At 65.8% G+C, this 24,211-nt stretch carries 23 protein-coding genes; 15 read left to right on the forward strand and 8 right to left on the reverse strand.

The features are described 5' to 3' along the window. Together Q0D45_RS12235 and Q0D45_RS12240 are read right to left on the reverse strand one after the other, a co-directional pair. A partial coding sequence (locus Q0D45_RS12235; RefSeq protein ID WP_293393189.1) for a thioesterase family protein occupies positions 1 to 648 on the reverse strand: 648 nt, incomplete at its 3' end. Positions 649 to 698: 50 nt separating this feature from the next. Continuing rightward, positions 699 to 1,088 (reverse strand): SDR family NAD(P)-dependent oxidoreductase, encoded by a 390-nt coding sequence (locus Q0D45_RS12240; protein WP_366946438.1) that lies wholly within the window; start codon positions 1,086 to 1,088, stop codon positions 699 to 701. Here Q0D45_RS12240 and Q0D45_RS12245 point away from each other — a divergent pair. Next, the gene (locus Q0D45_RS12245) at positions 996 to 1,202 is read left to right on the forward strand and encodes a hypothetical protein (RefSeq protein WP_293393191.1); all 207 of its coding nucleotides are present in this window, start codon (positions 996 to 998) and stop codon (positions 1,200 to 1,202) included. The genes Q0D45_RS12240 and Q0D45_RS12245 overlap by 93 nt on opposite strands. Before the next feature lie 265 nt (positions 1,203 to 1,467). Then, a complete protein-coding gene (locus Q0D45_RS12250; protein WP_293393193.1) occupies positions 1,468 to 4,482 on the forward strand; it encodes a ligand-binding sensor domain-containing diguanylate cyclase in 3,015 nt (1,004 codons plus the stop codon). On the opposite strand, the gene Q0D45_RS12255 is transcribed toward Q0D45_RS12250, so the two are convergent. After that, on the reverse strand, positions 4,479 to 4,898 hold the full coding sequence (locus Q0D45_RS12255) for a group II truncated hemoglobin (RefSeq protein ID WP_293393195.1): 420 nt from the start codon (positions 4,896 to 4,898) through the stop codon (positions 4,479 to 4,481). The two genes, Q0D45_RS12250 and Q0D45_RS12255, sit on opposite strands and share 4 nt — an antisense overlap. A gap of 160 nt (positions 4,899 to 5,058) precedes the next feature. Between Q0D45_RS12255 and Q0D45_RS12260 the strand changes: the two genes are divergently transcribed. The 9 genes from Q0D45_RS12260 (at position 5,059) to Q0D45_RS12300 (ending at position 11,356) form a co-directional block, all read left to right on the forward strand. Continuing rightward, on the forward strand, positions 5,059 to 6,384 hold the full coding sequence (locus tag Q0D45_RS12260) for a sigma 54-interacting transcriptional regulator (protein WP_293393197.1): 1,326 nt from the start codon (positions 5,059 to 5,061) through the stop codon (positions 6,382 to 6,384). 7 nt (positions 6,385 to 6,391) lie between these two features. Then, positions 6,392 to 6,649, forward strand: coding sequence for a hypothetical protein (locus Q0D45_RS12265; RefSeq protein ID WP_293393199.1), 258 nt, complete (start codon positions 6,392 to 6,394; stop codon positions 6,647 to 6,649). A gap of 1 nt (position 6,650) precedes the next feature. After that, a complete protein-coding gene (locus Q0D45_RS12270; protein ID WP_293393201.1) occupies positions 6,651 to 7,106 on the forward strand; it encodes an RNA-binding S4 domain-containing protein in 456 nt (151 codons plus the stop codon). Next, positions 7,103 to 7,561 (forward strand): NAD(P)H-dependent oxidoreductase, encoded by a 459-nt coding sequence (locus Q0D45_RS12275; RefSeq protein ID WP_293393203.1) that lies wholly within the window; start codon positions 7,103 to 7,105, stop codon positions 7,559 to 7,561. Before Q0D45_RS12270 ends, Q0D45_RS12275 begins: the two co-directional genes overlap by 4 nt. Positions 7,562 to 7,653: 92 nt before the next feature. Further along, positions 7,654 to 7,965 carry a hypothetical protein gene (locus Q0D45_RS12280; RefSeq protein ID WP_293393205.1) on the forward strand — a complete coding sequence of 104 codons (312 nt, stop codon included), beginning with the start codon at positions 7,654 to 7,656 and terminating at the stop codon, positions 7,963 to 7,965. A 119-nt stretch (positions 7,966 to 8,084) separates the two neighbouring features. After that, entirely contained in the window at positions 8,085 to 9,206 is a 1,122-nt protein-coding gene (locus tag Q0D45_RS12285) for an aminotransferase class V-fold PLP-dependent enzyme (protein WP_293393207.1), read from the forward strand. Between the two features lie 78 nt (positions 9,207 to 9,284). Then, positions 9,285 to 9,632, forward strand: coding sequence for a hypothetical protein (locus Q0D45_RS12290; protein ID WP_293393209.1), 348 nt, complete (start codon positions 9,285 to 9,287; stop codon positions 9,630 to 9,632). Positions 9,633 to 9,717: 85 nt separating this feature from the next. Further along, positions 9,718 to 10,002 carry a DUF3862 domain-containing protein gene (locus tag Q0D45_RS12295; RefSeq protein ID WP_293393211.1) on the forward strand — a complete coding sequence of 95 codons (285 nt, stop codon included), beginning with the start codon at positions 9,718 to 9,720 and terminating at the stop codon, positions 10,000 to 10,002. Between the two features lie 7 nt (positions 10,003 to 10,009). Next, a complete protein-coding gene (locus Q0D45_RS12300; RefSeq protein ID WP_293393213.1) occupies positions 10,010 to 11,356 on the forward strand; it encodes an MBL fold metallo-hydrolase in 1,347 nt (448 codons plus the stop codon). A gap of 163 nt (positions 11,357 to 11,519) precedes the next feature. On the opposite strand, the gene katG is transcribed toward Q0D45_RS12300, so the two are convergent. From katG to purM, 4 genes are all read right to left on the reverse strand, one after another. After that, positions 11,520 to 13,748 (reverse strand): catalase/peroxidase HPI, encoded by a 2,229-nt coding sequence (katG, locus tag Q0D45_RS12305; RefSeq protein ID WP_366946437.1) that lies wholly within the window; start codon positions 13,746 to 13,748, stop codon positions 11,520 to 11,522. 129 nt (positions 13,749 to 13,877) lie between these two features. Next, positions 13,878 to 14,600, reverse strand: coding sequence for a DUF3108 domain-containing protein (locus Q0D45_RS12310; protein ID WP_293393217.1), 723 nt, complete (start codon positions 14,598 to 14,600; stop codon positions 13,878 to 13,880). Continuing rightward, positions 14,600 to 15,277 (reverse strand): phosphoribosylglycinamide formyltransferase, encoded by a 678-nt coding sequence (purN, locus tag Q0D45_RS12315; RefSeq protein WP_293393219.1) that lies wholly within the window; start codon positions 15,275 to 15,277, stop codon positions 14,600 to 14,602. Before purN ends, Q0D45_RS12310 begins: the two co-directional genes overlap by 1 nt. A gap of 10 nt (positions 15,278 to 15,287) precedes the next feature. Beyond that, the gene (gene purM, locus Q0D45_RS12320; RefSeq protein WP_293393221.1) at positions 15,288 to 16,379 is read right to left on the reverse strand and encodes a phosphoribosylformylglycinamidine cyclo-ligase; all 1,092 of its coding nucleotides are present in this window, start codon (positions 16,377 to 16,379) and stop codon (positions 15,288 to 15,290) included. Between the two features lie 61 nt (positions 16,380 to 16,440). Here purM and Q0D45_RS12325 point away from each other — a divergent pair, with 61 nt between their 5' ends. The 4 genes from Q0D45_RS12325 to Q0D45_RS12340 all read left to right on the forward strand — a co-directional run bounded on the left by Q0D45_RS12325 (position 16,441) and on the right by Q0D45_RS12340 (position 21,235). Beyond that, complete coding sequence (locus Q0D45_RS12325) at positions 16,441 to 17,616, forward strand: AI-2E family transporter (RefSeq protein WP_293393223.1); 1,176 nt, start codon at positions 16,441 to 16,443, stop codon at positions 17,614 to 17,616. Next, positions 17,613 to 18,320, forward strand: coding sequence for a DnaA regulatory inactivator Hda (gene hda / locus Q0D45_RS12330; protein WP_293393225.1), 708 nt, complete (start codon positions 17,613 to 17,615; stop codon positions 18,318 to 18,320). Before Q0D45_RS12325 ends, hda begins: the two co-directional genes overlap by 4 nt. 63 nt (positions 18,321 to 18,383) lie before the next feature. Then, positions 18,384 to 19,736, forward strand: a complete 1,353-nt coding sequence (locus Q0D45_RS12335) for a pitrilysin family protein (protein ID WP_293393227.1) — start codon at positions 18,384 to 18,386, stop codon at positions 19,734 to 19,736. Continuing rightward, complete coding sequence (locus Q0D45_RS12340) at positions 19,733 to 21,235, forward strand: pitrilysin family protein (protein ID WP_293393229.1); 1,503 nt, start codon at positions 19,733 to 19,735, stop codon at positions 21,233 to 21,235. The genes Q0D45_RS12335 and Q0D45_RS12340 overlap by 4 nt, the downstream gene beginning before the upstream one ends. Before the next feature lies 1 nt (position 21,236). On the opposite strand, the gene Q0D45_RS12345 is transcribed toward Q0D45_RS12340, so the two are convergent. After that, on the reverse strand, positions 21,237 to 24,211 hold a 2,975-nt coding region (locus Q0D45_RS12345; protein ID WP_293393231.1), incomplete at its 5' end, for an NAD-glutamate dehydrogenase domain-containing protein.

Here is a 24,211-nt window from a genome sequence, read left to right on the forward strand (position 1 = left end):
CAGCGACGGCCCGAGGAACTCCAGCATCCAGCTCAGCGAACTGGCTGGCGTCGGCTTGCGAAACAGCGAGATCGCCGGCGATGGAATCGCATCGGCCATCGCGATCGCCGCCGATTCGTCGATCGTCGCGATATCGCGCAGCTCCACCCAGATCTGGGTGCGCGCTTCCTGGCCGCCACAGAACGGGAACACGCCGCTCGCCCACTGCAACTTCAGGTGCTGCAGGAACGCAGGCGCAATGCCGGCAATGAACGGCATCAGCAGCGACTGCTCGGGCGGCTTGGCGGTGACCGGCGGTGGCGTGATGGCGATCGTCGATTCCCGGCTGGCGCCGAGCACCGCGATCATCAGTGCCGCCAGCTGCTCGCCGTCATAAAGCCGCGCCTCGACATGCATCGCCGACTTGCCCTGGCGCAGCAGCCGCGCCTCGATGCGGATCTTGGCCGCCGGCAGCGGCGCGATGAAGGTGACCTGCAAGGTGCGCAGCGGCGGCGCCTCCGGCAGCAGTTCGCGGATCGCCCGCATCGCCAGCGCGGCCTGCAGACCGCCGAACAAGGTGCGGCCTTGTTCCCAGTCGGCGCCGATGCTGGCGGTCCAGGCGCCGGGGCCGGCAGATTTGAGGCTTTGCAGCGCTTCTTGAAAGGTCACCGGACAACTCGCAGACGGAAGAATGTCGGCGATTCTGCCCGATCGACGAATCAGGCCTGGGTCTGCATCTGCCGCGCATTGCGCTGCGCGCGGCGCCGGAAATAGACGGCGATCAGCCGCAGCGCCGGGCCCGGCGCATTCATGGTCAGCCGCACGGCGGCGCAGTAATTGATCTGCATGATCTGCTCGAAGTCGTGATGACGACCGACCGACTCCCGCAGACTGCGCCGGATCGAGCGGCCAGCGTTGTCGATCAGCACGTCGATGCGCGGATATTCAGCCAGCAGGCGGGCGCAGCGCGCGTCCACCGAAGTACCATCGGCGAGATTGGCGGCATGGATCTCGGCATGGCCGCCGGCAGCCTGGATATCCGCCTGCACGCGGCGCAGTTCATCTTCGCTACGGGCAATCAGGCAAAGCCTGGCGCCGCCTGCAACCAGTTGCCGGGCGGCGGCTTAGCCGATGCCGCTCGATGCTCCGGTGATGACGATCGCCTGATCCTGCAATTGCCGTCCGCCCATCCGCCCTGTTCCCGATTGCGATCCGCCGAATGATGCACCGCGATGCTGCCGAACGGTCCATTCCGTACGCCGGAGCGCGCCCGGAATCCGGATTGCCCGACAGAACATGGATGTACACTCAAGCCGTCTAATGTACCTAAAGCTCTGAGCACGACGACGTGCCTCCCGAACGAATGCCTGACCCTGCACCGCTTGCCGCTGGAAGCCTGCCTTGTTGATTGACCGGCGATGCCGAAGCGCAACAGCGGCCAGCTGTCTGTGGCTGATCGCGCATGCGTGGCTGCTGACTCCCTGCACCGTGCAGGCGGTTGCGGTCGACAAGAGCTTCCATAATTTCGTCCGCGACAGCTGGTCGATCGAACAGGGTTTGCCGCAGATCGGCGTGCTGTCGGTCGCCCAGGACGCTGAGGGCTACATCTGGGCCGGCACCCTCAGCGGCATGGCCCGTTTCGACGGCGTCAACTTCGTCAACTACACGCCAGCCACTTCCCCCGGCCTGCCCGGCAACCAGGTGCAGACGATGCACCTCGACAGTGCCCGTCGTCTCTGGATCGGCACCAACAAGGGCCTGGCCTGGTACCGCGACGGCCGCTTCGAGACCGTGCCGGTCGAGAATCCGCTGGCCAGTGCCAATCTCGATATTCAGGATCTGCTGATCACCGCGACCGGCGAGGTGATCTGCGCCACCTCGGCTGGCCTCTATCGGGTGGTCGACGGCAAGCTGCGGCAGGACCGCAACGTGCCAGGGCCTCTGTATTCGATCGTCGAAGCCGACGACCAGCGCTGGATCGGCGGCTGGGGCGGCGTCTACCGCAACAACGGTGGTGATCCTGCATTCGAAGCCCTGCCCGGCCTGAACCTGCAGGACAGCGTGCAGCATCTGGTGTCCTCCGGGCCACGCCTCTGGGCCGGCACCAGTGGCGGCCTCTACGTACGCGAAAACGGCGTCTGGCGGCGTTTCAGCGACAAGGGACTGGGCAGCAAGGCGATCGGCGTGCTGCACGAAGACCGGGCGGGCAATCTGTGGGTGGGCACTGCTGCCGGGCTGATCCGGATTCGCGATGGCGCGGTCGTCGAACAGGTCGACAACGAACGCATGGGTACCCGCTGGGATTACCTCAGCGCTTTCGAGGATCGCGAAGGCAACTTGTGGTTCGGCAGCCGCACCCGCGGCCTGACCCGGCTGTGGAACGGTCTGACTACCCGCTACTCGACCACCGAGGGCCTGAGTTCACCGCTGGTCTGGGCCGTCGAGCACGACGGTGCCGAGCGCACCTGGGTCGGTACCGACAACGGCCTGAGCCTGCTCGAACGCGGCCGCTTCCGCAGCGTCGTCGCGGGCGGCCTGCTGCCGGATCCCAATGTCTACAGCCTGATGATCGAGGGCGATGATGTCTGGCTCGGCACCCTGAAAGGCCCGGCCCTGCTGCGTCACGGCGCGCTCGATGACCTGCCGCAGGTGCTGCGCCCGCTGGTCGGCCTGCGCATCAACGGCATCCTGCGCGATCGCGCCCGGCGCCTCTGGTTTGCCACCTCGAACGGCCTGTTCAGCCTTGCCGGCGGCGCGCTGACCCGTTACGGCGAGGCCGAGGGCCTGGCCGATGCCAGCGTCCGCCTGCTCTACCAGACCCGCGATGGCCGGCTGCTGCTTGGCACCCAGAACGGCCTTGCCGAATGGCTGTCCGGCACGGTGAAGATGCTCGGTGGCGACAACGGCCTGCCGGCCGAGATCGATGTCACCGCGATCCACGAGTTGCCGGACCGCAGCCTGGTGGTCGGCGTTGCCACCGAGCAGATGTTCGTCTCCGATGGCGATCGCTGGACCGCCTTCAGCCACGATCAAGGCCTGCCGCAGAATTCACCGTTCTTCATCACCGACGATGGTCGCGGCTATCTCTGGGTGGCCGGGCTGCGCGGCCTTTATCGCCTGCCGGTCGGCGATCTGAAACCGCGGACCGATGGCGGACAACGCCTGCTGCATGCCGAGGTCTACGGCAACGAACTGGCCGCACGCGGCACCGGCCCACGTGGCGAGTGCTGCAACGGCGCCGGCAACAGCAAGGGCTTTCTCGATCGCGACTCGATCTGGCTGCCGACCCGCGATGGCGTGCTGGTGGTACCGACCGAAACCATGGCCCGCAATCCGGTGCCGCCGACAGTACGCATCGAAGCGGTCAACACCGGCACTGGCTGGCTCAGCCTTACGCAATTCGCCGCCGAAACCCTGCCGCCGCGAGTTCGCGACCTCAGCTTCAAGTTTTCGGCCCTGAGCTTCCAGAACCCTTACGCCGTGCAGTTGCAGTACCGGCTGCGCGGCTATGACCAGGACTGGCGCACGGTGACGGATCTGATGAGCCGCGATGCCGATTACACCAACCTGCCGCCGGGCGACTACACCTTCGAAGTGCGCGGCGCCAACAACGCCGGCATCTGGAGCCAGGTTCCTGCTTCGCTGCATTTCGCGATCGCGCCGAAATTCCACGAGACCCTGAGCTTCTATGCGCTGCTGGCCTTCAGCCTGCTGCTGGTCGGCTATGCCGGACATCGCTGGCAGCTGCGGGCGCTGAACCAGCGCCGTGCGGTGCTTGAAACCATCGTCGCTCAGCGCACTGATGCGCTGGCCGTCGCCAACCAGCAACTCGAGAAGGCCAGCTATACCGATGCCCTGACCGGCCTGCGCAACCGCCGCTACCTGCAGAACCAGTTGCCACAGGATCTCGCCTTCTATCGCCGCAAGGGGCCGGACAGCTACAGCCCGGATCACATCCTGCTGTTCCTGCTCGTCGACATCGATCACTTCAAGGCCGTCAACGACTGCTACGGCCACGGCGGTGGCGATCAGGTGCTGCAGCAGTTCAGCGCCCTGCTCGGTGATCTGGTGCGGGTTGGCGACTACGTGACGCGCTGGGGCGGCGAGGAATTCCTGATCGTGTCGCGCCCCCTGTCACGCGAGCATTCGATGGCCTACGCCACACGAATCTGCAGCGCCGTCTCCGGGCACAGCTTCAACGCCGGAACCGACGCGCCGCTGATGCTGAGCTGTTCGGTGGGCTTCTCGGAATACCCGCTGAAAGGCACGCCGGCCGGGCTGGACTGGCAGAACCTGGTCGAGCTTGCCGATCGGGCGATGTATCACGTCAAGGAAACCGGCCGCGACGGCTGGGCTGCGTTCTGCTTCACGCCGACGACGCCGTTCCCGCAACTGATCGAGCGTTTCAAGCAGGACCGCGCCGGCCTGATCGCCGAAGACGCGCTGCGCATGATCAGCTCGCGCAATCCCCCGCAGACCATCGGCCCAGGCTTTCAAGCCTAATCCCGCTGGTTGCGCATCCAGTCGGCCGTGTCGAAGAACGAGGCCAGCAGGCGTTCCTTCAGCGGCACCGGCCAGGGCTGACGATCGAGTGCCTGCTGCATGCAGGCCAGCCACTGGTCCCGCTCGGCAGTGGCGATCGCATACGGCAGGTGGCGGGCACGCAGCCGTGGATGGCCGAACCGGGAGATGTAGTGATCGGGGCCACCGCTCCAGCCGCACAGGAACCAGAAGAACTTGTCGCGCGAGCCGTCCAGGGTCGGCGGATGCAGAGCGCGGATGCCGTCGGCATACCGTTCGGCATTCATGATCGTGTAGAAATCGTCGACCAGCGCCCGGATGCCCGGCTCGCCGCCGAGTTGTACGAACAAGCTGCTGGAAGGGTCTGCAGACGGGTTGGGAGTAAGGGATTCGCTCATCGGTTTGTCGGCTGGCATCGTGACTGCAATCATAAGATGGGGTGTCCGGCGAAAGTGACGTGCCGCCGGTCGGCGATCGAAGGCGTTATGTCGGGCCACGACGGCTTTCGGCGTCGATACCGGTAGCGTTCGGACTCATCGACGTCAATGGAGTCACGACATGTTTGGCACGGGCAAGAAGAACGATATCCGCCGGCACTCCGAAGTCAGCCTGACGCGGACGCCTGCGCCGGACCTGCTGATCGTCGCCTCCGAACTGGTGATCCGCGATCGCGAGCGTCTGAGCGCCGAGGCGCTGCAACTGCCGACGGGTCAGCTCTGCGAAGCGATGCTGCCGAACGACCCGCGTCTGGCTACCGTCAACAGCCCCTATGTGCTGAGCCTGTTCAACAACCCGCTCGATATCGACTTCCTGGCGGACAAGGTGATCGCGGCCCGCAACGCTGGCGGCAACAGCGTGCTGATCGTCGCGATCAACCCGAGCCAGCTGGTGGCACTCGGCCAGTGGCTGGAACGCCGCGCGGTGGCCGGCAAGCTGGCCGGCACTCGTCTGCTGCTGGCGGCGGATGTCGACGGCGTGGCCCGTCAGCTGGTCCAGCGCATGGGCCCGGTGACCGAGGAGAACGTCATCCGCATGCCGGTGACCACCGAAGTCGACACGCCGACCTACAAGAACTTCTTCGTCTTCAGCCCGGAGCTGCAGACCCTGGTCGCGCGCATTCGCGGCTTCGCGGCGAACGGCATCTCCCGCGCCTGCCTGCTCGGCGGCCCCGGCAGCGGCAAGACCACGCTGGCCTACTACTACTTCCTGCAGCGCGCCAAGGGGCGCTTCGTGTCGGTCAACCTGGCGGCCGAGAACGTCGGCGACAAGGCGGCGATCAAATCGCTGCTCTGCGGCCATGTCTCCGGCGCATTCCCCGGCGCCGGCGCCCGTACCGGCACCTTCCAGCATGCCCGTGATGGCGTCTGCTTCCTCGACGAAAGCCACGAGATCAGCGGCGCGGTCATGGAAGTACTGATGGAAGCGCTCGACAGCGGCCAGTACCTGCCCTACGGCGCCTCGGCCAAGCAGCAGCTCGAATGCGCCATCCTCTATGCAACCAACCGCAGCTGGAACCATCTGCAGAACTCGGTGAATCTCGACCAGTTCACCCGCCTCGGTGCGTCGACCCTGCAGGTGCCGGAGCTGTCGCGCCGCGAGGAAGACATGATCGCGGTGATCGCCACCACCTTGACCCGACTGTCGGCCCGTTGCTCGAACTGGGTCGCGCCCACCGGCCTCAGCAATGAAGCCTGGACGATGGTTCGCGAGTGCCGCTGGCACGGCAACATCCGCGGCCTGGTCCGCGTGCTCGAATCGGCCTTCGTCGATACCGCCACCTTGCGCGCCGGCGACACCTTGATCCACGCTCCGGAAATCCAGCAGGGCATCCTGCTCTGGGAACCGAAGACCCATCACAGCCACCAGATCTACGCGGTGGCCTGAGCACTGAATGACGGCTGCTTCGAATACTCATCCCGAACTGACGAGCGCCCTCGCCGCCTGGTTCGATGACAACGACGCAGCCGCGCTGGAGCATGCCGGCCGACTGGCGCGCGAGCAGCCGGTCGATATCGACTGGCTGCTGAGCTGGGCGCGCGACTACGGCGGTACCGCACAAGCCACCAGCCTGGCCTTGCGCCGCCTGCGCTTCGCTCTCGGCCTGCCGGTGGTCGCCGGCCCGGTCTGCAGTCGCCCCACGGGAGACTGACTTGATCGACGAGGACGACGAGCCATTCGATACCGATGATGGCGATAAGCCAGCAGCGGCCCGCCATCCGAAACCGGTGGATTCGGTGCGGCTCGACAAGTGGCTGTGGGCAGCACGCTTCTACAAGACCCGCAGCATCGCCAAGGAAGCGATCGACGCCGGCCACGTGCGCTACGAAGGCCAGCGCACCAAAGTCGCCAAGGAGGTGGCGATCGGCGCGGAAATCAGCGTGCGCAAGGGACAGGACGAGTTGCAGGTCACGGTCCGGGAGCGCTCCGACCAGCGCCTTGCCGCACCGTTCGCACGCCTGCTCTATGCCGAGACTGAGGCCAGCAAGACCCGGCGTGCCCGCGAGGCCGAACTGCGCGCAGCGGCCGACGACATGAGCAGCGATCGCCCGAACAAGCTGCAGCGGCGGCTGATCCACAAGTTCAAGCGCAGCCTCGGGCGCGGATGAAGCATTTGCTGGTGGTCTGGAGCAGCCAGAGCGGCCGCACCGAAGCGCTGATGCGTGCGGCCTGTGCCGGCGCCGCCGAGTTTGCCGATGAAGTCGAACTGCGCTGTATCGGCGCGCTGGCCGCCGGGCTCGATGATCTGCTCTGGGCCGATGGCCTGATCGTCGCCACGCCGGAGAACTTCGGCTATCTGTCCGGCGCGGTGAAGGACTTCCTCGATCGCACCTATTACCCGGCCGAAGGCAAGGTCGATGGCCTGCCTTACGCGATGCTGGTCAGCGCCGGCAACGACGGCAGCGGCGCGGTCCGGGCGCTGGAACGGATCGCCGTCGGCTACCGCTGGAAGCTTGCTTGCGAACCTTTGATCGTGCGAGGCGAACCGGATGACGCTGCGTTGGCGAAATGCCGCGAACTTGGCTCGATGCTCGCTGTCGGAATTGCCTGCGGCACCTTGTGACTCTGAAGGCTGCGTCGGGACCGTGTTCATTTTCGGTTCAGCGCTCACCCCTAGAGTCGCCCAGTCAAAACACCCTGAACGAGCAGCGCGCCATGACCATCCTTCGACGCTTCACGTCCATCTTTTTCGTGGCGGCCTGGGCTGTCGCTCTGGCCGGCCCGAATGGATCGAACTCGGCGCCGAATCCGGTCGTTATCCAGCACAGTGATCATCAGCGCGGCGAATCGACGCTGAACCTGCAGTCGAGTCAGGGTGCGTCCTGCGCCACGCCGGTGATCGGCAACTGCGGATCCTGCTCGGTGTCCTGCACGACCGGTCAGTCCGCGCAGTGCAAGCCGGGTATTGCCGTCGGCCCGCAGGCCAGCGCCTCCTGCGTCACTGCGCCCGAGTGCAACTGCAAGTAGGCGCCGCAAGCAAGGACGATCTGAATACAGACGATTTTCGCTGGCCGACGATCGACCACTGACCCGGCCGCACGCAGCGCGGTAGCCTTGGCATCTCCAAGCTCACCTGTACCGCTGCCGTGCAACTCGAAACCCTCGCCATTCATGCCGGCCGCGAGCCGGACCTTGCCACCGGCGCCGTGGCGCCGTCGCCGATCCTGTCGACGACCTTCGCTCGCGACGCGCAAGGCGACTATCCGCACGGCCATATCTATTCGCGATCCAGCAATCCGGCTCGAGCCGCGCTGGAGACCTTGCTGGCAGCGCTTGAGGGCGGTACTGCTGCAGCCGCTTTCGCATCCGGTTCGGCTGCATCGATGGCGGTATTCCAGGCGCTATCACCAGGCGATCATGTCATCGCCCCCGATGATGTCTATCACGGCACCCGCACCCAGCTGCGCGAGCTGCTGGCCCGCTGGGGCCTGAGCCACAGCCTCGTCGACCTGACTGATCTCGACGCCGTGCGTGCCGCGATCACCCCATCCACGCGGCTGATCTGGGCCGAAACGCCGTCGAACCCGCTGCTGAAGATCAGCGACATCAGCGGCCTTGCTGAAATCGCGCATGCCGCCGGCGCGCAGTTGGTGGTCGACTCGACCTTCGCCACACCGGTGCTGCAGCGGCCGCTGGCACTCGGTGCCGATCTGGTCATGCATTCGACGACCAAGTATCTCGGCGGCCACAGCGACGTGCTCGGCGGCGCGGTCATCGCCCGCGAGCCGGACGCGTTGTTCGCCCGCATCCGCGACCTGCAGACCAAGGGTGGCTCGGTGCCCGCGCCGTTCGACTGCTGGCTGCTGCAGCGCTCCATCGGCACCTTGCCGTTGAGAGTCCGCGCCCAGACCGCGAACGCCCAGGCGATCGCCGAATTCCTGGCGGCGCATTCGCAGGTAAGCGCAGTGCATTACCCGGGGCTGAGGACGCACGCCGGCCATGTGCTGGCCAGCCGGCAGATGTCCGGCTACGGGGCGATGCTGTCGTTCCAGGTTCACGGCGGCCGTGACGCCGCGCTGGCCGTTGCCGGCCGCGTGCAGCTCTACACCCGCGCCACCAGCCTCGGCGGCATCGAAAGCCTGATCGAGCATCGCGCCTCGGTGGAAGGCCCGCATACGAGCACGCCGCAGGATCTGCTGCGGATGTCGGTCGGCCTGGAACACGTCGACGATCTGATCGACGATCTGCGCCAGGCTCTGGCCGGCTAGGTTCTTGTAGCGTTCAGGATCGATTCAGCGACGCGGCCTTAGTTTCGGAGCCAGCACTCGGCACTCTGGAGAAGGACCATGATGAAACTCGTCGCAATCGCTGGCTTGAGCCTGTCAGCCCTGCTGGTTCCCACGGCCGCGATGGCCAGAGTCGATGTCGGCATCAATCTCGGCGTGCCCAACTACGGTTATGGCTACAGCTATGGCCCGCGTTACTACGGCCCTCCGGTCTACTACGCGCCAGCGCCGGTCTATCGCGGCCCGAGAGTGGTCTACGAATACTACGAACCGCGCTACTACGGCGGCAGCTATTACGCCCGTCCTTACTACCGTAATGGCTATCGCGACGGTTACCGGGATGGCCGCGACCACGACCATGATCACCACGATGATCGCCGCGGCCATGGTCGCGATTACCGTCACTGACTAGCTGCGGCAGCAAGCCACGGCCTGCACGTCCCCACGGCAGGCTGTGGCATCCTTGATCGAACCCGTTCTCTGCCGACCGCCGATGAAATCCCTGCGCTTCGTCCTGCTGGCTGCCGTCATCGTCGTCACCGCCTGCTCATCGAAAGTGACGATTGAGAACTACGATCAGATCAAGCCCGGCATGCTGCGCGATGAGGTTCACAAGCTGCTCGGCAAGCCGGACGACACCACGGCCACCGACGTCGGCGGCGTGCTCAGCCTGAGCAAGGAAACCTGGAAGGCCGGCAAGAAACTGCTGACCGTGACCTACGGCAACGACAAGGTTGCGCTGAAGTCCTTCGACGCCGCCGAAGCCGCGCCGAACTGAAGTGACCGTGAAGATCGTCGAAGCCGTCACGGCGGTACTGATCTGTGAAGGCGAGATCTATCTCACCCATCGCCAGCCGCACCTGACTGCGTTCCCCGGCTTCATGGCCTTTCCCGGCGGCAAGGTCGACAAGGGCGAAGCCGAGCATCTGCACGCGCATCCCCTGCTGGCCGAACAGACGCCGCGCCACGTCCATGCGCTGGCCCGCGAGCTGCGCGAGGAGCTGGATTACGACCTGGACGCTGCACTGGCTGCCGATGAAGTGCTTGCCATCGACAAGCTCGGCACTGCCCTGTCGCCACCATTCCTGCAGGTTCGTTTCGATACCGGCTTCTTCGCGATCCGCCTGCGTTCCAAACCCGAGTTCACGATCGAGCTGGGCGAACTGGCCGGCGGCGCCTGGAAATCGACCGCCGACTGGCTGGCTGATTTCGAGCGCGGCGATCTGCTGCTGGCACCGCCAACGCTCGACGTTCTGCGACACCTCGCCGAGCGCCCGGATGCGACAACGATCGATCGTCTGCGCGACTACAACGAAGTCGACGGCATCCCGGAAATCGAACCTCTGCGCGGCGTGCTACAGATGCCGGTGCGCTCGAACACCTTGCCACCGGCCGATCGCACCAACTGCTTCCAGATCGGCGATCAAGGCTCGCCGATCCTGCTGATCGATCCCTCCCCGGCCAATCGCGCGGAGTTCGACAAGCTCTGCCGTCATGTCGCCGGACGCGGCATCAGCGAAGTGTTCCTGACCCACCACCATCCTGATCACTGCCAATACGCGAACGACCTCGCCCGCCATCTCGGCGTGCCGATCGCGATGAGCGCCGATACCTTTGAGCGCATCTCACGCCGGGTACCAACCTTCTTCGATGGCCTGACCGTGAAGACCTACGCTGATGGCGATGTCGCCACGAGCTGGCTCGGCCATCCGCTGCGGGTGGTCGCAGTGCCCGGCCATGACGAAGGCCAGCTGGCGCTGATGCCGGACAACCGCGCGTTCTGCATCGTCGGCGATCTGATCCAGGGCGTCGGCACCGTGGTCATTTCGCCGCCGGAAGGCGACATGGCGAAGTATTTCGCGACGCTCGAGAAAGTCATCGCGCTCGGCCCCAAAGTGATCTGGCCCTCGCATGGCACCGCGCTCGGCGGCACTTATTACCTGGAGCTGACCCTGAAGCATCGCCGCGCTCGCGAGGCACAGGTCAAGACGCTGTTCGAGGCCGGCCGCAGCATCGACCAGATGCTCGCCGAGATGTATGTCGGCACCGACCCGAGACTGATGCCGCTGGCCCGGATCAACATCGAAGGCCATCTGGCCAAGCTGCGTTCCGAAGGCGCTCTGCAAGCCTGAGGGCCGAGGCGGAACATTTCGGCCTCTTCGATCGCGCAACGCTCTGAATAGCTGGCGAAACGAAAAATGGCGACGTGGTGAGCGTCGCCATCTCCTGCCTGCAAGCGGACATCAATTCACGATTGACCAGCCCGCCTGGTCCAAGGCCACCCTCACGAGCCGATCAGATCTTCTCGAAACGATCGAGCATCATCACCTTGTTCCAGGCGGTGACGAAGTCCTTGACGAACTTGTCCTTTCCGTCCGCTGCGCCGTAAACCTCGGCCACCGAACGCAACTCGGCACTGGAGCCAAAGGCGAGATCAGCCGGGCTTGCCATCCACTTGAGCTTGCCGCTGCTGCGGTCAACGCCTTCGTAAAGACCCTCGACCTTCTCCGACTTCACCCACTTGGTCTCCATACCCAGCAGGTTGACGAAGAAGTCGTTGGTGAGCACGCCTGGCTTGTCGGTGAATACGCCGTACTTCGCGCCGCCGGTATTGGCATCGAGCACTCGCAGACCGCCGACCAGCACGGTCATTTCCGGTACCGACAAGCTCAGCATGCTGGCCTTGTCGACCAGCATCTCCGCCGGCGAACGGCTCGCCGCCTTGCCGTAGTAGTTGCGGAAGCCATCGGCCGCCGGTTCCAGCGCAGCGAACGCGGCGACGTCGGTCTTGTCCTGGGTCGCATCCATGCGGCCCGGCGTGAACGGCACGGAGACGGTCTGACCCGCCTGCTGCGCGGCGCTTTCGATCGCCGCCGCCCCGCCGAGCACGATCAGATCGGCCATCGACACCTTCTTGCCGCCCGATGCGCGCTTGTTGAAGTCCTTCTGCACGCCTTCGAGCTTGGCCAGCACCTTCGCCAGTTCAGCCGGATTGTTGACCGCCCAATCCTTCTGCGGCGCAAGCCGGATACGCGCACCGTTGGCACCACCGCGGTAGTCGGTATTGCGGAAGCTGGCAGCCGAGGCCCAGGCGGTACGCACCAGTTCCGGCACGCTCAGGCCGGTGGCCATGATCTTGCCCTTCAGCGAGGCGGAGTCCGCCGCATCGACCAGAGGATGATCGACGGCCGGAATCGGGTCCTGCCAGACCAGTTCTTCCTTCGGCACTTCATTGCCGATGTAGCGGGCGCGCGGCCCCATGTCGCGGTGAGTCAGCTTGAACCAGGCCTTCGAGAACGCCGCGTCGAATTCCTGCGGGTTCTTCAGCCAGCGCTGAGTGATCTTCTTGTAGCTAGGGTCGGTCCGCAGCGCGAGATCGGTGGTGAACATGATCGGCGCATGCAGCTTGCCCTTGATGTGCGCGTCGGGAACCGTCTGCACCTGAGCGGCGTTCTTCGGCTCCCACTGGATGGCACCGGCCGGGCTCCGGGTCTGGACCCATTCGAAGGCGTACAGGTTGCTCAGATACTGATGCGTGAACTGGGCCGGAGCCGAGGTCCAGGCACCTTCAAGCCCGCTGCTGACAGTGTCTTCGGCATTGCCCTTGCCACACTTGTTGTTCCAGCCCATGCCCTGCGCTTCGACGGCAGCGGCCGCCGGTTCCTTGCCGACACACTCATCCGGCTTGTGCGCACCGTGCGCCTTGCCGAAGGTATGGCCGCCGGCGATCAGGGCGACGGTTTCTTCGTCGTTCATCGCCATCCGGCCGAAGGCTTCGCGGATGTCCTTGGCGGCGGCCAGCGGGTCCGGGTTGCCGTTCGGGCCTTCCGGGTTGACGTAGATCAAGCCCATCTGCACGGCAGCGAGCGGCTTGGCTAGTTCACGGTTGCCGGAGTAGCGCTTGTCGCCCAGCATTTCGGTTTCCGGCCCCCAGTTGACCAGTTCCGGCTCCCAGTCATCATGGCGACCACCGGCGAAGCCGAAGGTCTTGAAACCCATGGTTTCCAGCGAGACGTTGCCGGTCAGGACCATCAGGTCGGCCCAGGAGACGTTACGGCCGTATTTCTGCTTCACCGGCCACAGCAAGCGACGGGCCTTGTCGAGGTTGACGTTGTCCGGCCAGGAATTCAGCGGCTCGAAGCGCTGTTGACCACTGCCCGCACCGCCGCGGCCATCGCCGAGGCGATAGGTACCAGCGCTGTGCCAGGCCATGCGGATGAAGAACGGACCGTAGTTGCCGTAATCGGACGGCCACCAGGGCTGCGAAGTAGTCAGCACGGCCGCAATGTCCGCCTTGAGAGCGGCGAGATCAACGCTGGCAAATGCCTTCGCGTAGTCGAAGCCGTTGCCGTATGGATCGGATTCGGCACTGTGCTGGCGCAGCGCCGCCAGATTCAGTTGCTCCGGCCACCAGAACTGGGTCGTGCGCACCGCTCCCTCATCGGCGCTGGCGGTCCCAATCAGTGAGAAAGGAGAAATGGTGACTGCAAAAGCAGCCGCCAGGTGAAGTGATTTCTTGAGCATGGCTGAGCCCTCGTTGGAATGAATGAAGCGCGAGGACTATAGCCACCACCTAACAAATCAACTCAAAAAGATATTCATAAACTATATATGCTGGGCCTATCGCTGATCGTCCGGGATCCCCGACGCCGCTCAGCGCTTGAGGGTCAGCACCGCGGTCGGCTTGTTGCCGCTCTTGGTCTGGATCTTCACCGGCATCCAGTCGCGCTCGGCGGCGAGCCAGAAGCGGCCGATCTTGTCCGGATTGTCGATGCGCTCCAGGCGAATGGTGTCGAAGTTGCCGGCTGGCGTCTTGATCGTTTCGCGGCCCGCCAACTTGAGCTGGTAGTGGGTCAGATTCTTGCGATCGACCATCGTGAACTCGGCAATCGGCGGCGTCGCATCGGCGGCATGCTTCGCCACCCAGAGACGCACGGCCTGCTGCAGCGCGAAGCTGTCGACCGCCTCTGAGGGAATCTCGCGGACCACGCCGTTCTCGTCGATGACCTGGCGCTTGGCGTAATCGAAATCGAGCACATAGCTCTGCTCTTCATCCTTCTCGAGTACCGATTCGAACCGCTGCGAGCGCACCACGCCGCCTTCCACGCAGAAGCGGCTGACCTGATTCGGCGAGCCGAACAGCATCTTGATGAAGCCAACCGGCCGGGTCTTGGTCTCGTAGATGTAGCAGCCGGCCTTCGCATCCGGCTTCAGGCTGACATCCGCTTCGCCGGCACCGATGCCGCCGTAGTTGACGCTGTAAACCAGGTTCAGCGCCGGCAGCGGCGCATCGACGACTGCAGCGGCCTGAACGCTGCCAGCCATGCCGATCATTGCGGCCAGCAAGCCCGCGAGCAGCGTTTTCTTCGTGTTCATCAGAAACCAGGCTCCAGATCATCAAGGCTCAGAACAGCGGACAACGGGCGATCGCGAAACCGCGGCACACCCTGCTCGCAGCGCAATTCGCCTCCTGCCATCCAGGCCACCGCCTGCGGATAGATCCGGCATTCGATCTGCTCCAGCACGCGCTCGGCGAGTTGCTGGGCGCCATCTTGCGCCGATACCGTGAACCTTCCCTGAATTACCAGCGGCCCGCCATCGAGCTGCGGGGTGACGAAGTGCACCGTCGCGCCATGCTCGGCGTCACCATCGCGCAGCACCGCCGCATGGGTGTTCAGGCCCTTGTGGCGCGGCAGCAGCGAAGGATGGATGTTCAGCATCCGGCCCTCGAACTCGCGCACGAAGTCCTCGGTGAGGATGCGCATGAAACCGGCGAGCGCGACGATGTCCGGTTCGAGCGCGCGCAGCGCCGAGGCCAGCGCGGCATCGAAGGCAGCACGATCCGGGTAATCGACATGCGGCAGCACTAGTACCGGCACGCCGGCTTCACGCGCCAGGGCCAGCCCGGCGGCGTCCACCCGGTTGCTGATCACGGCGACCAGATCGGCGGCGATGCGGCCATCGTTCACGGCCGCGATCAGCGCCGCCAGATTGCGGCCGCGCCCGGAGATCAGCACCACCAGCCGCGCACGTCCCTTCACAGCAACGGTCACGGCAGCAGCCTCAGGCGTACTGGACCTCGTCCGGATTGCCCTTGACCACCTCGCCGAGCATCCAGGCCTTGATCTTCGAGGCGCGCAGCGCAGCCAGCGCGTCATCGGCCTTCAGCCTCGGCACCACGATGACGAAGCCGACGCCGCAGTTGAACACCCGGCGCATCTCGTCTTCCTCGACATTGCCCTGCTGCTGCAGCCAGCTGAACACGTCCGGCCGCTTCCAGCTGGCCATGTCGACAACCGCCGAAGTGCCCTTCGGGAACATGCGGGTCAGGTTGCCGGTGATGCCGCCGCCGGTGATGTGGGCCATGCCGCGGATCGGCAGGCCGGCGTCCAGCAGCGCCAGGATCGGCTTGACGTAAATGGTGGTCGGCACCATCAGCGCTTCGATCAAGGTGTTCTTGCTCAGCTTCTCGCCATAGGTGGCGCGGCTGACTTCGAGAATCTTGCGGATCAGCGAATAGCCGTTCGAATGCGGACCCGACGACGGCAGCGCGATCAGCACATCACCCGGCTTGATCTTGGTGCCGTCGATCAGCTTCTTCTTCTCGGCAACGGCGACACAGAAGCCGGCCAGATCGAAATCACCGTGCTGGTACATGCCCGGCATTTCGGCAGTCTCGCCGCCGACCAATGCGCAACCCGCCTGTTTGCAGCCCTTGGCAATGCCCTTGATGACCGCCGAAGCGATGCTGGTATCGAGCTTGCCGGTGGCGTAGTAATCAAGGAAGAACAGCGGCTCGGCACCGTTGACCAGCACATCGTTGACGCACATCGCGACCAGATCCTGGCCCAGCCCTTCGACCCTTCCGGATTCGATGCCCAGGCGCAGCTTGGTGCCGACGCCATCGGTGCCGGATACCAGCACCGGCTGCTTGTACTTCTTCGGGATGGTCACCAGCGCGCCGAAACCGCCGACGCCGCCGAGCACTTCCGGCCGGTGGGTCGCCTTGACGATCTTCTTGATGTCATCGACCAGCGCATCGCCGCGATCGATATCGACGCCGGCATCGGCGTAGCTCAATGACTGGATCGATGGGGTGAGAGATGGGGCGGCAGCGCGAGAAACGGACTTCTTGTTCTTTTTGGCGGCGGTCATGGGCGCAGTCGGTCGGAGGGCCGTATGATTTTAACCGTTCCCGTCCGGCATCCGCGTTCTCATGGCCTCTGTCTACTCCGCACCTGCCCGCGCCAAGTCCTCATCCACCCTGGCGATGCTTCGCGAACACTGGGGCTGGTTCGCGCTGATCGCTGTCTTTCTGGTGATGATGGTCCTGCTCGGGCCGATCCTGGCGCCGTTCGCGATCGCCGCCACCTTCGCCTACATGGGCGATCCCTTGGTCGATCGTCTGGAGCATTACGGGCTGTCGCGCACCGTTGGCGTCTGCCTGGTGTTCGTGGTCGTCACCGCCTTGACCGCACTGGCGCTGGTGCTGATCGTGCCGCTGCTGCAGGCGCAAGTCTTGTCGCTGATCGACAACGTGCCAGCCTGGGCGCAATGGGTGCAGGACGTGGCGCTGCCCAAGCTCGGCATCAAGTTGCCACGCGGCTACACGCTCGATGTCGATAGCCTGCGCAAGTTCATGACCAGCCACTGGGATGGCGCCACCGGCATCGCCTCGATCGTCTTCGACTACGTCAGCCGCTCGACGCCGGCGCTGCTCGGCTTCCTGGCCAACCTGTTCCTGATCCCGATCGTGTCGTTCTACCTGCTGCGCGACTGGGACACGATGGTGCTGAAGATCCGCAAGCTGATTCCGCGCCGCCTGCTGCCCCAGGCCAGCACCTTCGCCGCCGAAACCGACGACGTGCTCAGCGCGCTGATCCGTGGCCAGCTGCTGGTGATGCTGGCGCTGGCGATCATCTACTCGCTGGGCCTGTGGGCGGTCGGCCTCAATGTGGCGCTGCTGATCGGCATCATGGCCGGGCTGGTCAGCTTCGTGCCTTACCTCGGCTTCATCCTCGGCCTGCTCGCCGCCAGCATCGCGATGCTGGTGCAGGAGCAGGCGCTGATGCCGCTGATCTACGTGATCATCGTGTTCACCGTCGGCCAGATGCTCGAGGGCGGCGTGCTGACGCCGATGCTGGTCGGCGATCGCATCGGCCTGCACCCGGTCGCCGTGATCTTCGCGATCATGGCCGGTGGCCAGCTGTTCGGCTTCATCGGCGTGCTGGTGGCGCTGCCGGTCGCCGCCGTGCTGGCGGTGCTGGTGCGCCACGCGCTGCGCCGCTGGGAACGCAGTTCGCTGTATCTGGATGTCGGCGAATCGCCGCCGCCGCCAGTCTCGGCCGAGATCCTGATCGGCACCCAACCGGATGCTGCAAGCATCCCGTGATCGGCGAGCAACTGCCGCTGTCGGTGCAGATGGCCGACCCGGCCAGCTTCGACAGCTTCTACGCGAGCGATGCCGGCCCGAACAGCCAGGCGCTCGCGGCTCTGCGCGAACTGGCCGGCGGTGACGGCGGCACCACGCTGATCCACGGCCCGGTCGGCTGCGGCAAGACCCATCTGCTGCAGGCCACTTCGCGCGAAGCGCTGAGCCGCCGGTCTCACGCCGCGTACTTGCCGCTGGCCTCGTTCGCCGCCGAAGACCCGGCCGTGCTGCAAGGCTTCGAGACCTGCGAGCTGATCTGCCTCGACGACGTCGATGCGCCGCTGCAGGACCGCCATTGGGCGCAGGCCCTGCTGCGCCTGCTCGATGCGGTGAAAAGCCACGGTGGCCGCTGCCTGCTGTCGGCTGCGATGCCGCCGGATCGCCTGGCGATCGCCCGCATGCCCGATCTGCGTACGCGCCTTTGTGCCTCGGCCTGCTTCGCACTGCGCAAGCTCGATGATGCCGAACACGCCGAGATGCTCAAGGCGCGCGGCCGGCGCCTCGGGCTGGCCCTGTCCAGCGACGCCGTGCACTGGATGCTCACCCACCTGCCGCGCGACACCCCGAGCCTGCTCGCCGCCCTCGCCCGCATCGATCGCGCCGCCCTCGCCGCGCGCCGTCAGCCGACTCTGCCGTTCGTGCGTCAGGTGCTCGCAGAGCGCTGAAGCGGCTGTCGTCCAGCTGCTTGCCGGCTTGCTATGGTTCCGGCAGATATTTTGAGCCCCGCCATGCGCCGATTGACCGTATTCCTGCCCCTGCTCCTTGCCGCGCTATCGGCCCAGGCCGAAGCGCCGCTGACCCTGCCGCCACTCGCCTATCAGCAACGCGTGCTCGGCAACGGCCTGACCGTGTTGAGCCTGGAGGATCACAGCAGCCCGACCACGGCGATCCAGGTCTGGTACCGGGTCGGTGCCAAGGACGATCCGCAGGGCCGCAGCGGCTTCGCGCATCTGTTCGAGCACTTGATGTTCAAGCGCACGAAGTACCTGGCCGCCGAGCAATTCGATCGGCTCACCGAGGACGTCGGCGGCGCCAACAACGCCAGCACCGGTGACGACTGCACCAACTATCTCGACGTGGTGCCGTCGAACCATCTCGAACGCCTGCTCTGGGCCGAGGCCGAGCGGCTGCAGCACCTGACGGTCGACGAGGCCAGCTTCAAGTCCGAACGCGCCGTGGTCCAGGAAGAATTCCGCAGCGCGGTGCTGACCCCGCCCTATGGCCGGCTGTCCTACCACCTGCAGCAGGAAACCTGGCGTGTGCATCCCTACCACCGGCCAACCATCGGCAGCATCGAGGAGCTTGATGCCGCCACGCTCGCCGACGTGCAGGCCTTCCACGCCACCTACTACCGGCCGGACAACGCCGCGCTGATCGTGGTCGGTGATTTCGATGTCGCGCAGCTCGATGCCTGGGTCGACCGCTACTTCGGCGGCATCGCCAAGCCGGCCGGGCCGATCCCGCGAGTCACCGCCGTCGAACCGGAACGCGAGGCCGATCGCCGGATCACGGTACGAGTGCCGAACGTGCCGCTGCCGGCGCTCGGCCTGTCCTGGCTGGCACCGAAGCCGGACAGTGCCGACGCGCCGGCGCTGAAGATCGCCGTCGCGCTGCTGGCCGGCGGCGAATCGTCGCGGCTGCATCAGGCGCTGGTCTATCGGCTGCAGGCGGCCCAGGGTGTCGACCTGAGTTACGAGGAGTCCGCCGACCGGGGCGCGGTCTACGCCACCGTGCTGCTGGCCAGCGGCCAGCGCATCGCCAAAGTCGAAACCGCGCTGATGGCCGAGATCGGCAAGCTGGCGACCCAGCCGATCCCGCCTGCCGAACTCGACAAGGCGAAGACCGTCCTGCTCACCGAACTGCTCGCCAAGCGCGAAACCAACGAAGGCCGCGCCTACGCGCTCGGCGATGCCTGGATCGGTAGCGGCAATGCGAAGGCTGCGAACGCCGAGCTTGAAAATCTGCTCGCCGTGACCGCGGCCGATGTGCAGCGGGTGACCAGGGCGCAGCTGATCGACGGCAAGCGCCTGAGCCTCGAATACCTGCCGGAAGCGATCGCCGCAGCCGGAGGCAAGCCATGAGCCGCCGTCCCGCGCAGCTACTCATCGTTCTGCTCAGCTTGGCTCTGCTCAATGCCTGTGGGCGCAGCGAAGCGCCAGCGGCCACTGCCGACAACAGCCAGGTGCCGGCACCCGGCCCGACGCGTGCGGCCGAGATTGCCGCGCCGCTGGAGAAGCAGCTCGCCAATGGCTTGAGAGTGGTCGTGTTGCCGCGCGCCGGCAGTGCACTGGTCGCTGCGGAATTCCTGCTGCTGTCCGGCAGCGAAGTCGATCCGGCCGATCGCGCCGGCCTCGCCGATTTCACGGCCAGCCTGCTCAACCAAGGCACCAAGTCTCCAGTCGGCAGCCGCAGCGCCAGCCAGCTTGCCGCGGCAGCCGAAGCGCTCGGCGGACCGCTGCAGGCCCAGGCCGGCTGGGATGCGACGACGGTCGGCATCACCGTGACCACGCCAAAGCTGGCCGCCGCGCTCGATCTGCTGGCTGATGTCGTCCGTCATCCGGCGTTCGCGAAGGACGAGGTCGAACGCTATCGCGCCCAGGCGATCGACAGCCTGCACTTGAGCTTCAGCGATCCCGTCGAGCTGGCGCCGCTGGTCGCTGCGCGCATCGTTCACGGCAGCGCGCCTTACGGCCATCCGCGTCTCGGCACGCCGGCTTCGATGCAGCGGATCACCGCCAGCGAACTGCGTGCGCAGCATCAGCACTACTACCGGCCGGACAAGGCCGTGCTGGTGCTGACTGGAGGGCTTGAACCGGATACCGGCTTCGCGCTCGCCGCTCAGGTGTTCGGCGACTGGAACGCACCGGCCGAAGCGCCGCCAGCACCGCAACCGAAAGCCGCTGCTCAGGCAGCGCCAGCAACGATCACCATCATCGATCAGCCGGACGCCGGCCAGGCCGCCGTCATCGCCGTGCTGCCATTGCCGGGACGCGCCGCCGAGGACTACTACCCAGGGCTGGTCGCCAGCAATGTGCTCGGCGGCGGCTATTCATCGCGGTTGAACAGCGAGATCCGCATCAAGCGCGGCCTGAGCTACGGCGCCAGCGCGAGCTACGGCGTGCTGCGCGACGGTGGCGCCTGGATGGCCAGCGCGCAGACCAAGAATGCGTCGGCTGCCGAAGTCGTCGGCCTGATCCGCGCCGAAGTCGCGCGCCTGACTGCCGACACGGTACCGGCCGAAGAACTGAGCGCCCGCAAGGCCAGCTACATCGGCAGCTATGCGCGGCGTCTGGAAACCGCGAGTGGCATCGCCGGCCTGATCGCCAGCCGCATGGCCCAGGGTGCGCCGGCCGACGAGATCACCCGGGTGATCGACCGGGTGTCGACCGTCGATGCCAGCCAGGTGCGCAGCTATGCGACGCAGCACTTGCAGCCGGAAGCGCTGCGCTTCGTCATCGTCGGCGATGCCCGGCAGTTCACCGATGCGCTGCAGAAGGACGGCCAGCGCATCGAGGTGATTCCGCTGGCCGACCTCGATCTCGATGCGCCGTCGCTGCGGCGCGCGAGCGGAAAACCCTAACTCACACGAGATTGCCCAACTCGCGAATCGCCACCGACAGCCCGGCGAAATCACGAGTGCCCGCAGCCTGCAGTTCGGCGAGCCGGGTCTGCACCAGCCCGGCAACGCGCTCGCGCAGCGCTGTCCAGGCCGCGATTCGCGCGTCGGCATCCTTGCCTTCGAGCGCCAGCACCGCCGCCGCCAAAGCGCGGTGAATGCGCCAGGCGTCGTCGCGCAAGTAGACGCGGGCCAGTGACTGCCATTTGCCGCTGACCGGCAACTCGTTGATCGCCCCGAACAGCCACAGCAGCCGGAAGCGCTCGCCGAGCTGGAAGTAGACCGCCGCAACCTCGGCCAGCGAGCGGCCTGAGGCTTCGGCCAGTTCGGTGATGTCCAGCGCGCCGCCGAGCGCGCGGGTATTGGCGAGCCGGCGGGCGAGATCGGTCGGCACCTCGTCGGCCAGCATCGCGGCATGGCTGCGATCCCAGTCCTCGCGATAACTGGCCGGCAACGCGTCCGGCAGGCTTAGCTCCAGCTCGGCCACCGTCGCCGTGAAGCGTTCGACCGCTTCCTGCACCGGCTTGGCCGCCCAGCGCGAACCGGCGAACCAGCCGGTAGCGTGCTTGAGCAGGCCGATCGCCAGATTCATCAGCCGGTACTGGGTCGCCGCCGGCATCTGGTTGTCGAGCGCCTCGATCGCCTGCCAGTAGCTGTCACCACCGTAGATCTGATGCGCCGTTGCGTAAGCCTTCAGCACCTCGGCGCGGGTCAGGCCGTGATCGTCCGCCCAGAGCTGCGCGAAGCCGGCGCCCATGCGGTTGACCAGCGCGTTGGACAGAATGGTGGCGATGATCTCGCGGCGCAGACGATGGCGGCTGAGCAGCTCGCGGTATTTGTCGACGAGCAGCGGCGGGAAGTTGCCGAGCAGATCGCGGACAAAGAACGGATCGTCCGGCACCGTCGACGCGAGGATCGCGTCGTACAGCGAAATCTTCGAATAGGCGATCAGCACCGCCAGTTCCGGCCGGGTCAGGCCGACGCCGCGAGTGCGCCGTTCCTTGATCTGATCCTCGTCCGGCAGGCCTTCGATCGCCCGATTCAGCAGGCCTTCGCGCTCCAGCATCCGCATCAGCTCGGCGTGATCGTCGAGCCGCGCCGAGGCCGTCAGCTGCAGCAGACTGATCGCCTGCGACTGCACGTAGTTATCGCGCAGCACGAAGCGGGCGATGTCATCGGTCATGCTCGCCAGCAGCGGGTCGCGCTTCTCGCGCGGCAGCTGGCCGGTGGTGGTCAGCTCGCTGAGCGCGATCTTGATGTTGACCTCGCGATCGGAGGTATGAACGCCGGCGGCATTGTCGATCGCATCGGTGTTGATTCTTCCACCGGCTTGCGCGAACTCGATGCGCCCGGCCTGCGTGCAACCAAGGTTGCCGCCCTCGCCGACCACCTTGCAGCGCAGATCGCGGCCGTTGACCCGGATCGCATCGTTGGCGCGATCGCCGACCTCGGCGTTGTTCTGCGTCGCCGCTTTCACGTAAGTGCCGATGCCGCCGTTCCAGAGCAGATCGACCGGCGCGGTCAGGATCGCCCGCATCAGCTCGGCCGGCGCCATCGCTTCGGCAGTGATCGACAGCGCTGCGCGGACCTGCGCACTGATCGGAATCACCTTGACCGAACGTGGATGAACACCGCCGCCGGCCGAGATCAAGCTCGCGTCGTAATCGGCCCAGGATGAGCGCGGAAGCTGAAACAGCCGCTGGCGCTCGGCCATGCTGGTCACCGCATCCGGATTCGGATCGAGAAAGATGTGGCGATGATCGAAGGCGGCGATCAGCTGCAGGGTTGGCGACAGCAGCATGCCGTTGCCGAACACGTCACCACTCATGTCACCGACGCCGACCACGGTGAACGGCTGGGTCTGGATGTCGACGCCGCGAGGCATCTCGCGGAAGTGCCGCTTCACCGATTCCCAGGCGCCACGCGCGGTGATGCCCATGCGCTTGTGGTCGTAACCAGCGCTGCCGCCGCTGGCGAAAGCATCGCCGAGCCAGAAGCCGTATTCGGCGGCCACGCCGTTGGCGTAATCGGAAAACGTCGCCGTGCCCTTGTCGGCGGCGACGACCAGATAGGCATCGTCCGGATCGTGGCGCACGGTATCGGCCGGTGGCACGACGACGGTGCCGACCCGGTTGTCGGTCAGATCGAGCAAGCCACGCAAGAAGGTCTTGTAGCAAGCCACGCCCTGCGCCATCCAGGCTTCACGATTGGACGGATCAACCGGCTGCTTGACCACGAAGCCGCCCTTGGCACCGACCGGCACGATCACCGTGTTCTTGACCTGCTGCGCCTTCATCAGACCGAGCACTTCAGTGCGGAAATCCTGGCGGCGATCGGACCAGCGCAAGCCACCTCGCGCGACCTTGCCGCCGCGCAGGTGCACGCCTTCAACCTCTGGCGCGTAGACCCAGATCTCGAACATGGGCCTTGGCAGCGGCAGCTCGGGAATCTTCGAAGGATCGAGCTTGATGCTGAGCCAGCGCTTGTTCTGGCCTTCGCCGTCGCGCTGATAGGCGTTGGTTCTCCACGCGGCGCGAATGACCGCGACGAAAGCGCGCAGCACGCGATCGGCATCGAGGCTGGCAACCTGATCCAGCGCGTGATCGAGCGCCTGCGCCAAGCTCAGCGCATTGGTCTTGCGCGCCGCGTCGTCGAGCGCCGGATCGAAGCGCACCTCGAAGGCCGAGACCAGCAAGCGGGCGATCGCCGCATGCTCGTCGAGGATGGTTTCGATGTAGTTCTGGCTGAACGGCAGGCCGGTCTGCAGCAGGTAACGGGTCAGCGCGCGAACGATGGTGACCTGCCGCGCATCGAGGCCGGCGCCGAGCACCAGGCGGTTCAGGCCATCGTTCTCGAGCAGCCCGTTCCACGAAGCCAGGAAAGCCGCTTCGAAATACGCCCGCTGGGTTTCCGCTGGCAGGCTGCAACCGGGATGGCTGA

It is taken from the genome of Nevskia sp., assembly GCF_023266035.1.
GTDB lineage: Bacteria > Pseudomonadota > Gammaproteobacteria > Nevskiales > Nevskiaceae > Nevskia.

Coding starts and splice junctions, on each gene's coding strand:
- Q0D45_RS12245 (WP_293393191.1), top strand. CDS start 996: ATGGCCGCCGGCAGCCTGGATATCCGCCTGCACGCGGCGCAGTTCATC.
- Q0D45_RS12310 (WP_293393217.1), bottom strand. CDS start 14,600: ATGAACACGAAGAAAACGCTGCTCGCGGGCTTGCTGGCCGCAATGATC.
- katG (WP_366946437.1), bottom strand. CDS start 13,748: ATGCTCAAGAAATCACTTCACCTGGCGGCTGCTTTTGCAGTCACCATT.
- Q0D45_RS12260 (WP_293393197.1), top strand. CDS start 5,059: ATGTTTGGCACGGGCAAGAAGAACGATATCCGCCGGCACTCCGAAGTC.
- Q0D45_RS12255 (WP_293393195.1), bottom strand. CDS start 4,898: ATGAGCGAATCCCTTACTCCCAACCCGTCTGCAGACCCTTCCAGCAGC.
- Q0D45_RS12290 (WP_293393209.1), top strand. CDS start 9,285: ATGATGAAACTCGTCGCAATCGCTGGCTTGAGCCTGTCAGCCCTGCTG.
- purM (WP_293393221.1), bottom strand. CDS start 16,379: ATGACCGCCGCCAAAAAGAACAAGAAGTCCGTTTCTCGCGCTGCCGCC.
- Q0D45_RS12340 (WP_293393229.1), top strand. CDS start 19,733: ATGAGCCGCCGTCCCGCGCAGCTACTCATCGTTCTGCTCAGCTTGGCT.
- Q0D45_RS12265 (WP_293393199.1), top strand. CDS start 6,392: ATGACGGCTGCTTCGAATACTCATCCCGAACTGACGAGCGCCCTCGCC.
- Q0D45_RS12335 (WP_293393227.1), top strand. CDS start 18,384: ATGCGCCGATTGACCGTATTCCTGCCCCTGCTCCTTGCCGCGCTATCG.
- Q0D45_RS12325 (WP_293393223.1), top strand. CDS start 16,441: ATGGCCTCTGTCTACTCCGCACCTGCCCGCGCCAAGTCCTCATCCACC.
- Q0D45_RS12295 (WP_293393211.1), top strand. CDS start 9,718: ATGAAATCCCTGCGCTTCGTCCTGCTGGCTGCCGTCATCGTCGTCACC.
- Q0D45_RS12275 (WP_293393203.1), top strand. CDS start 7,103: ATGAAGCATTTGCTGGTGGTCTGGAGCAGCCAGAGCGGCCGCACCGAA.
- Q0D45_RS12280 (WP_293393205.1), top strand. CDS start 7,654: ATGACCATCCTTCGACGCTTCACGTCCATCTTTTTCGTGGCGGCCTGG.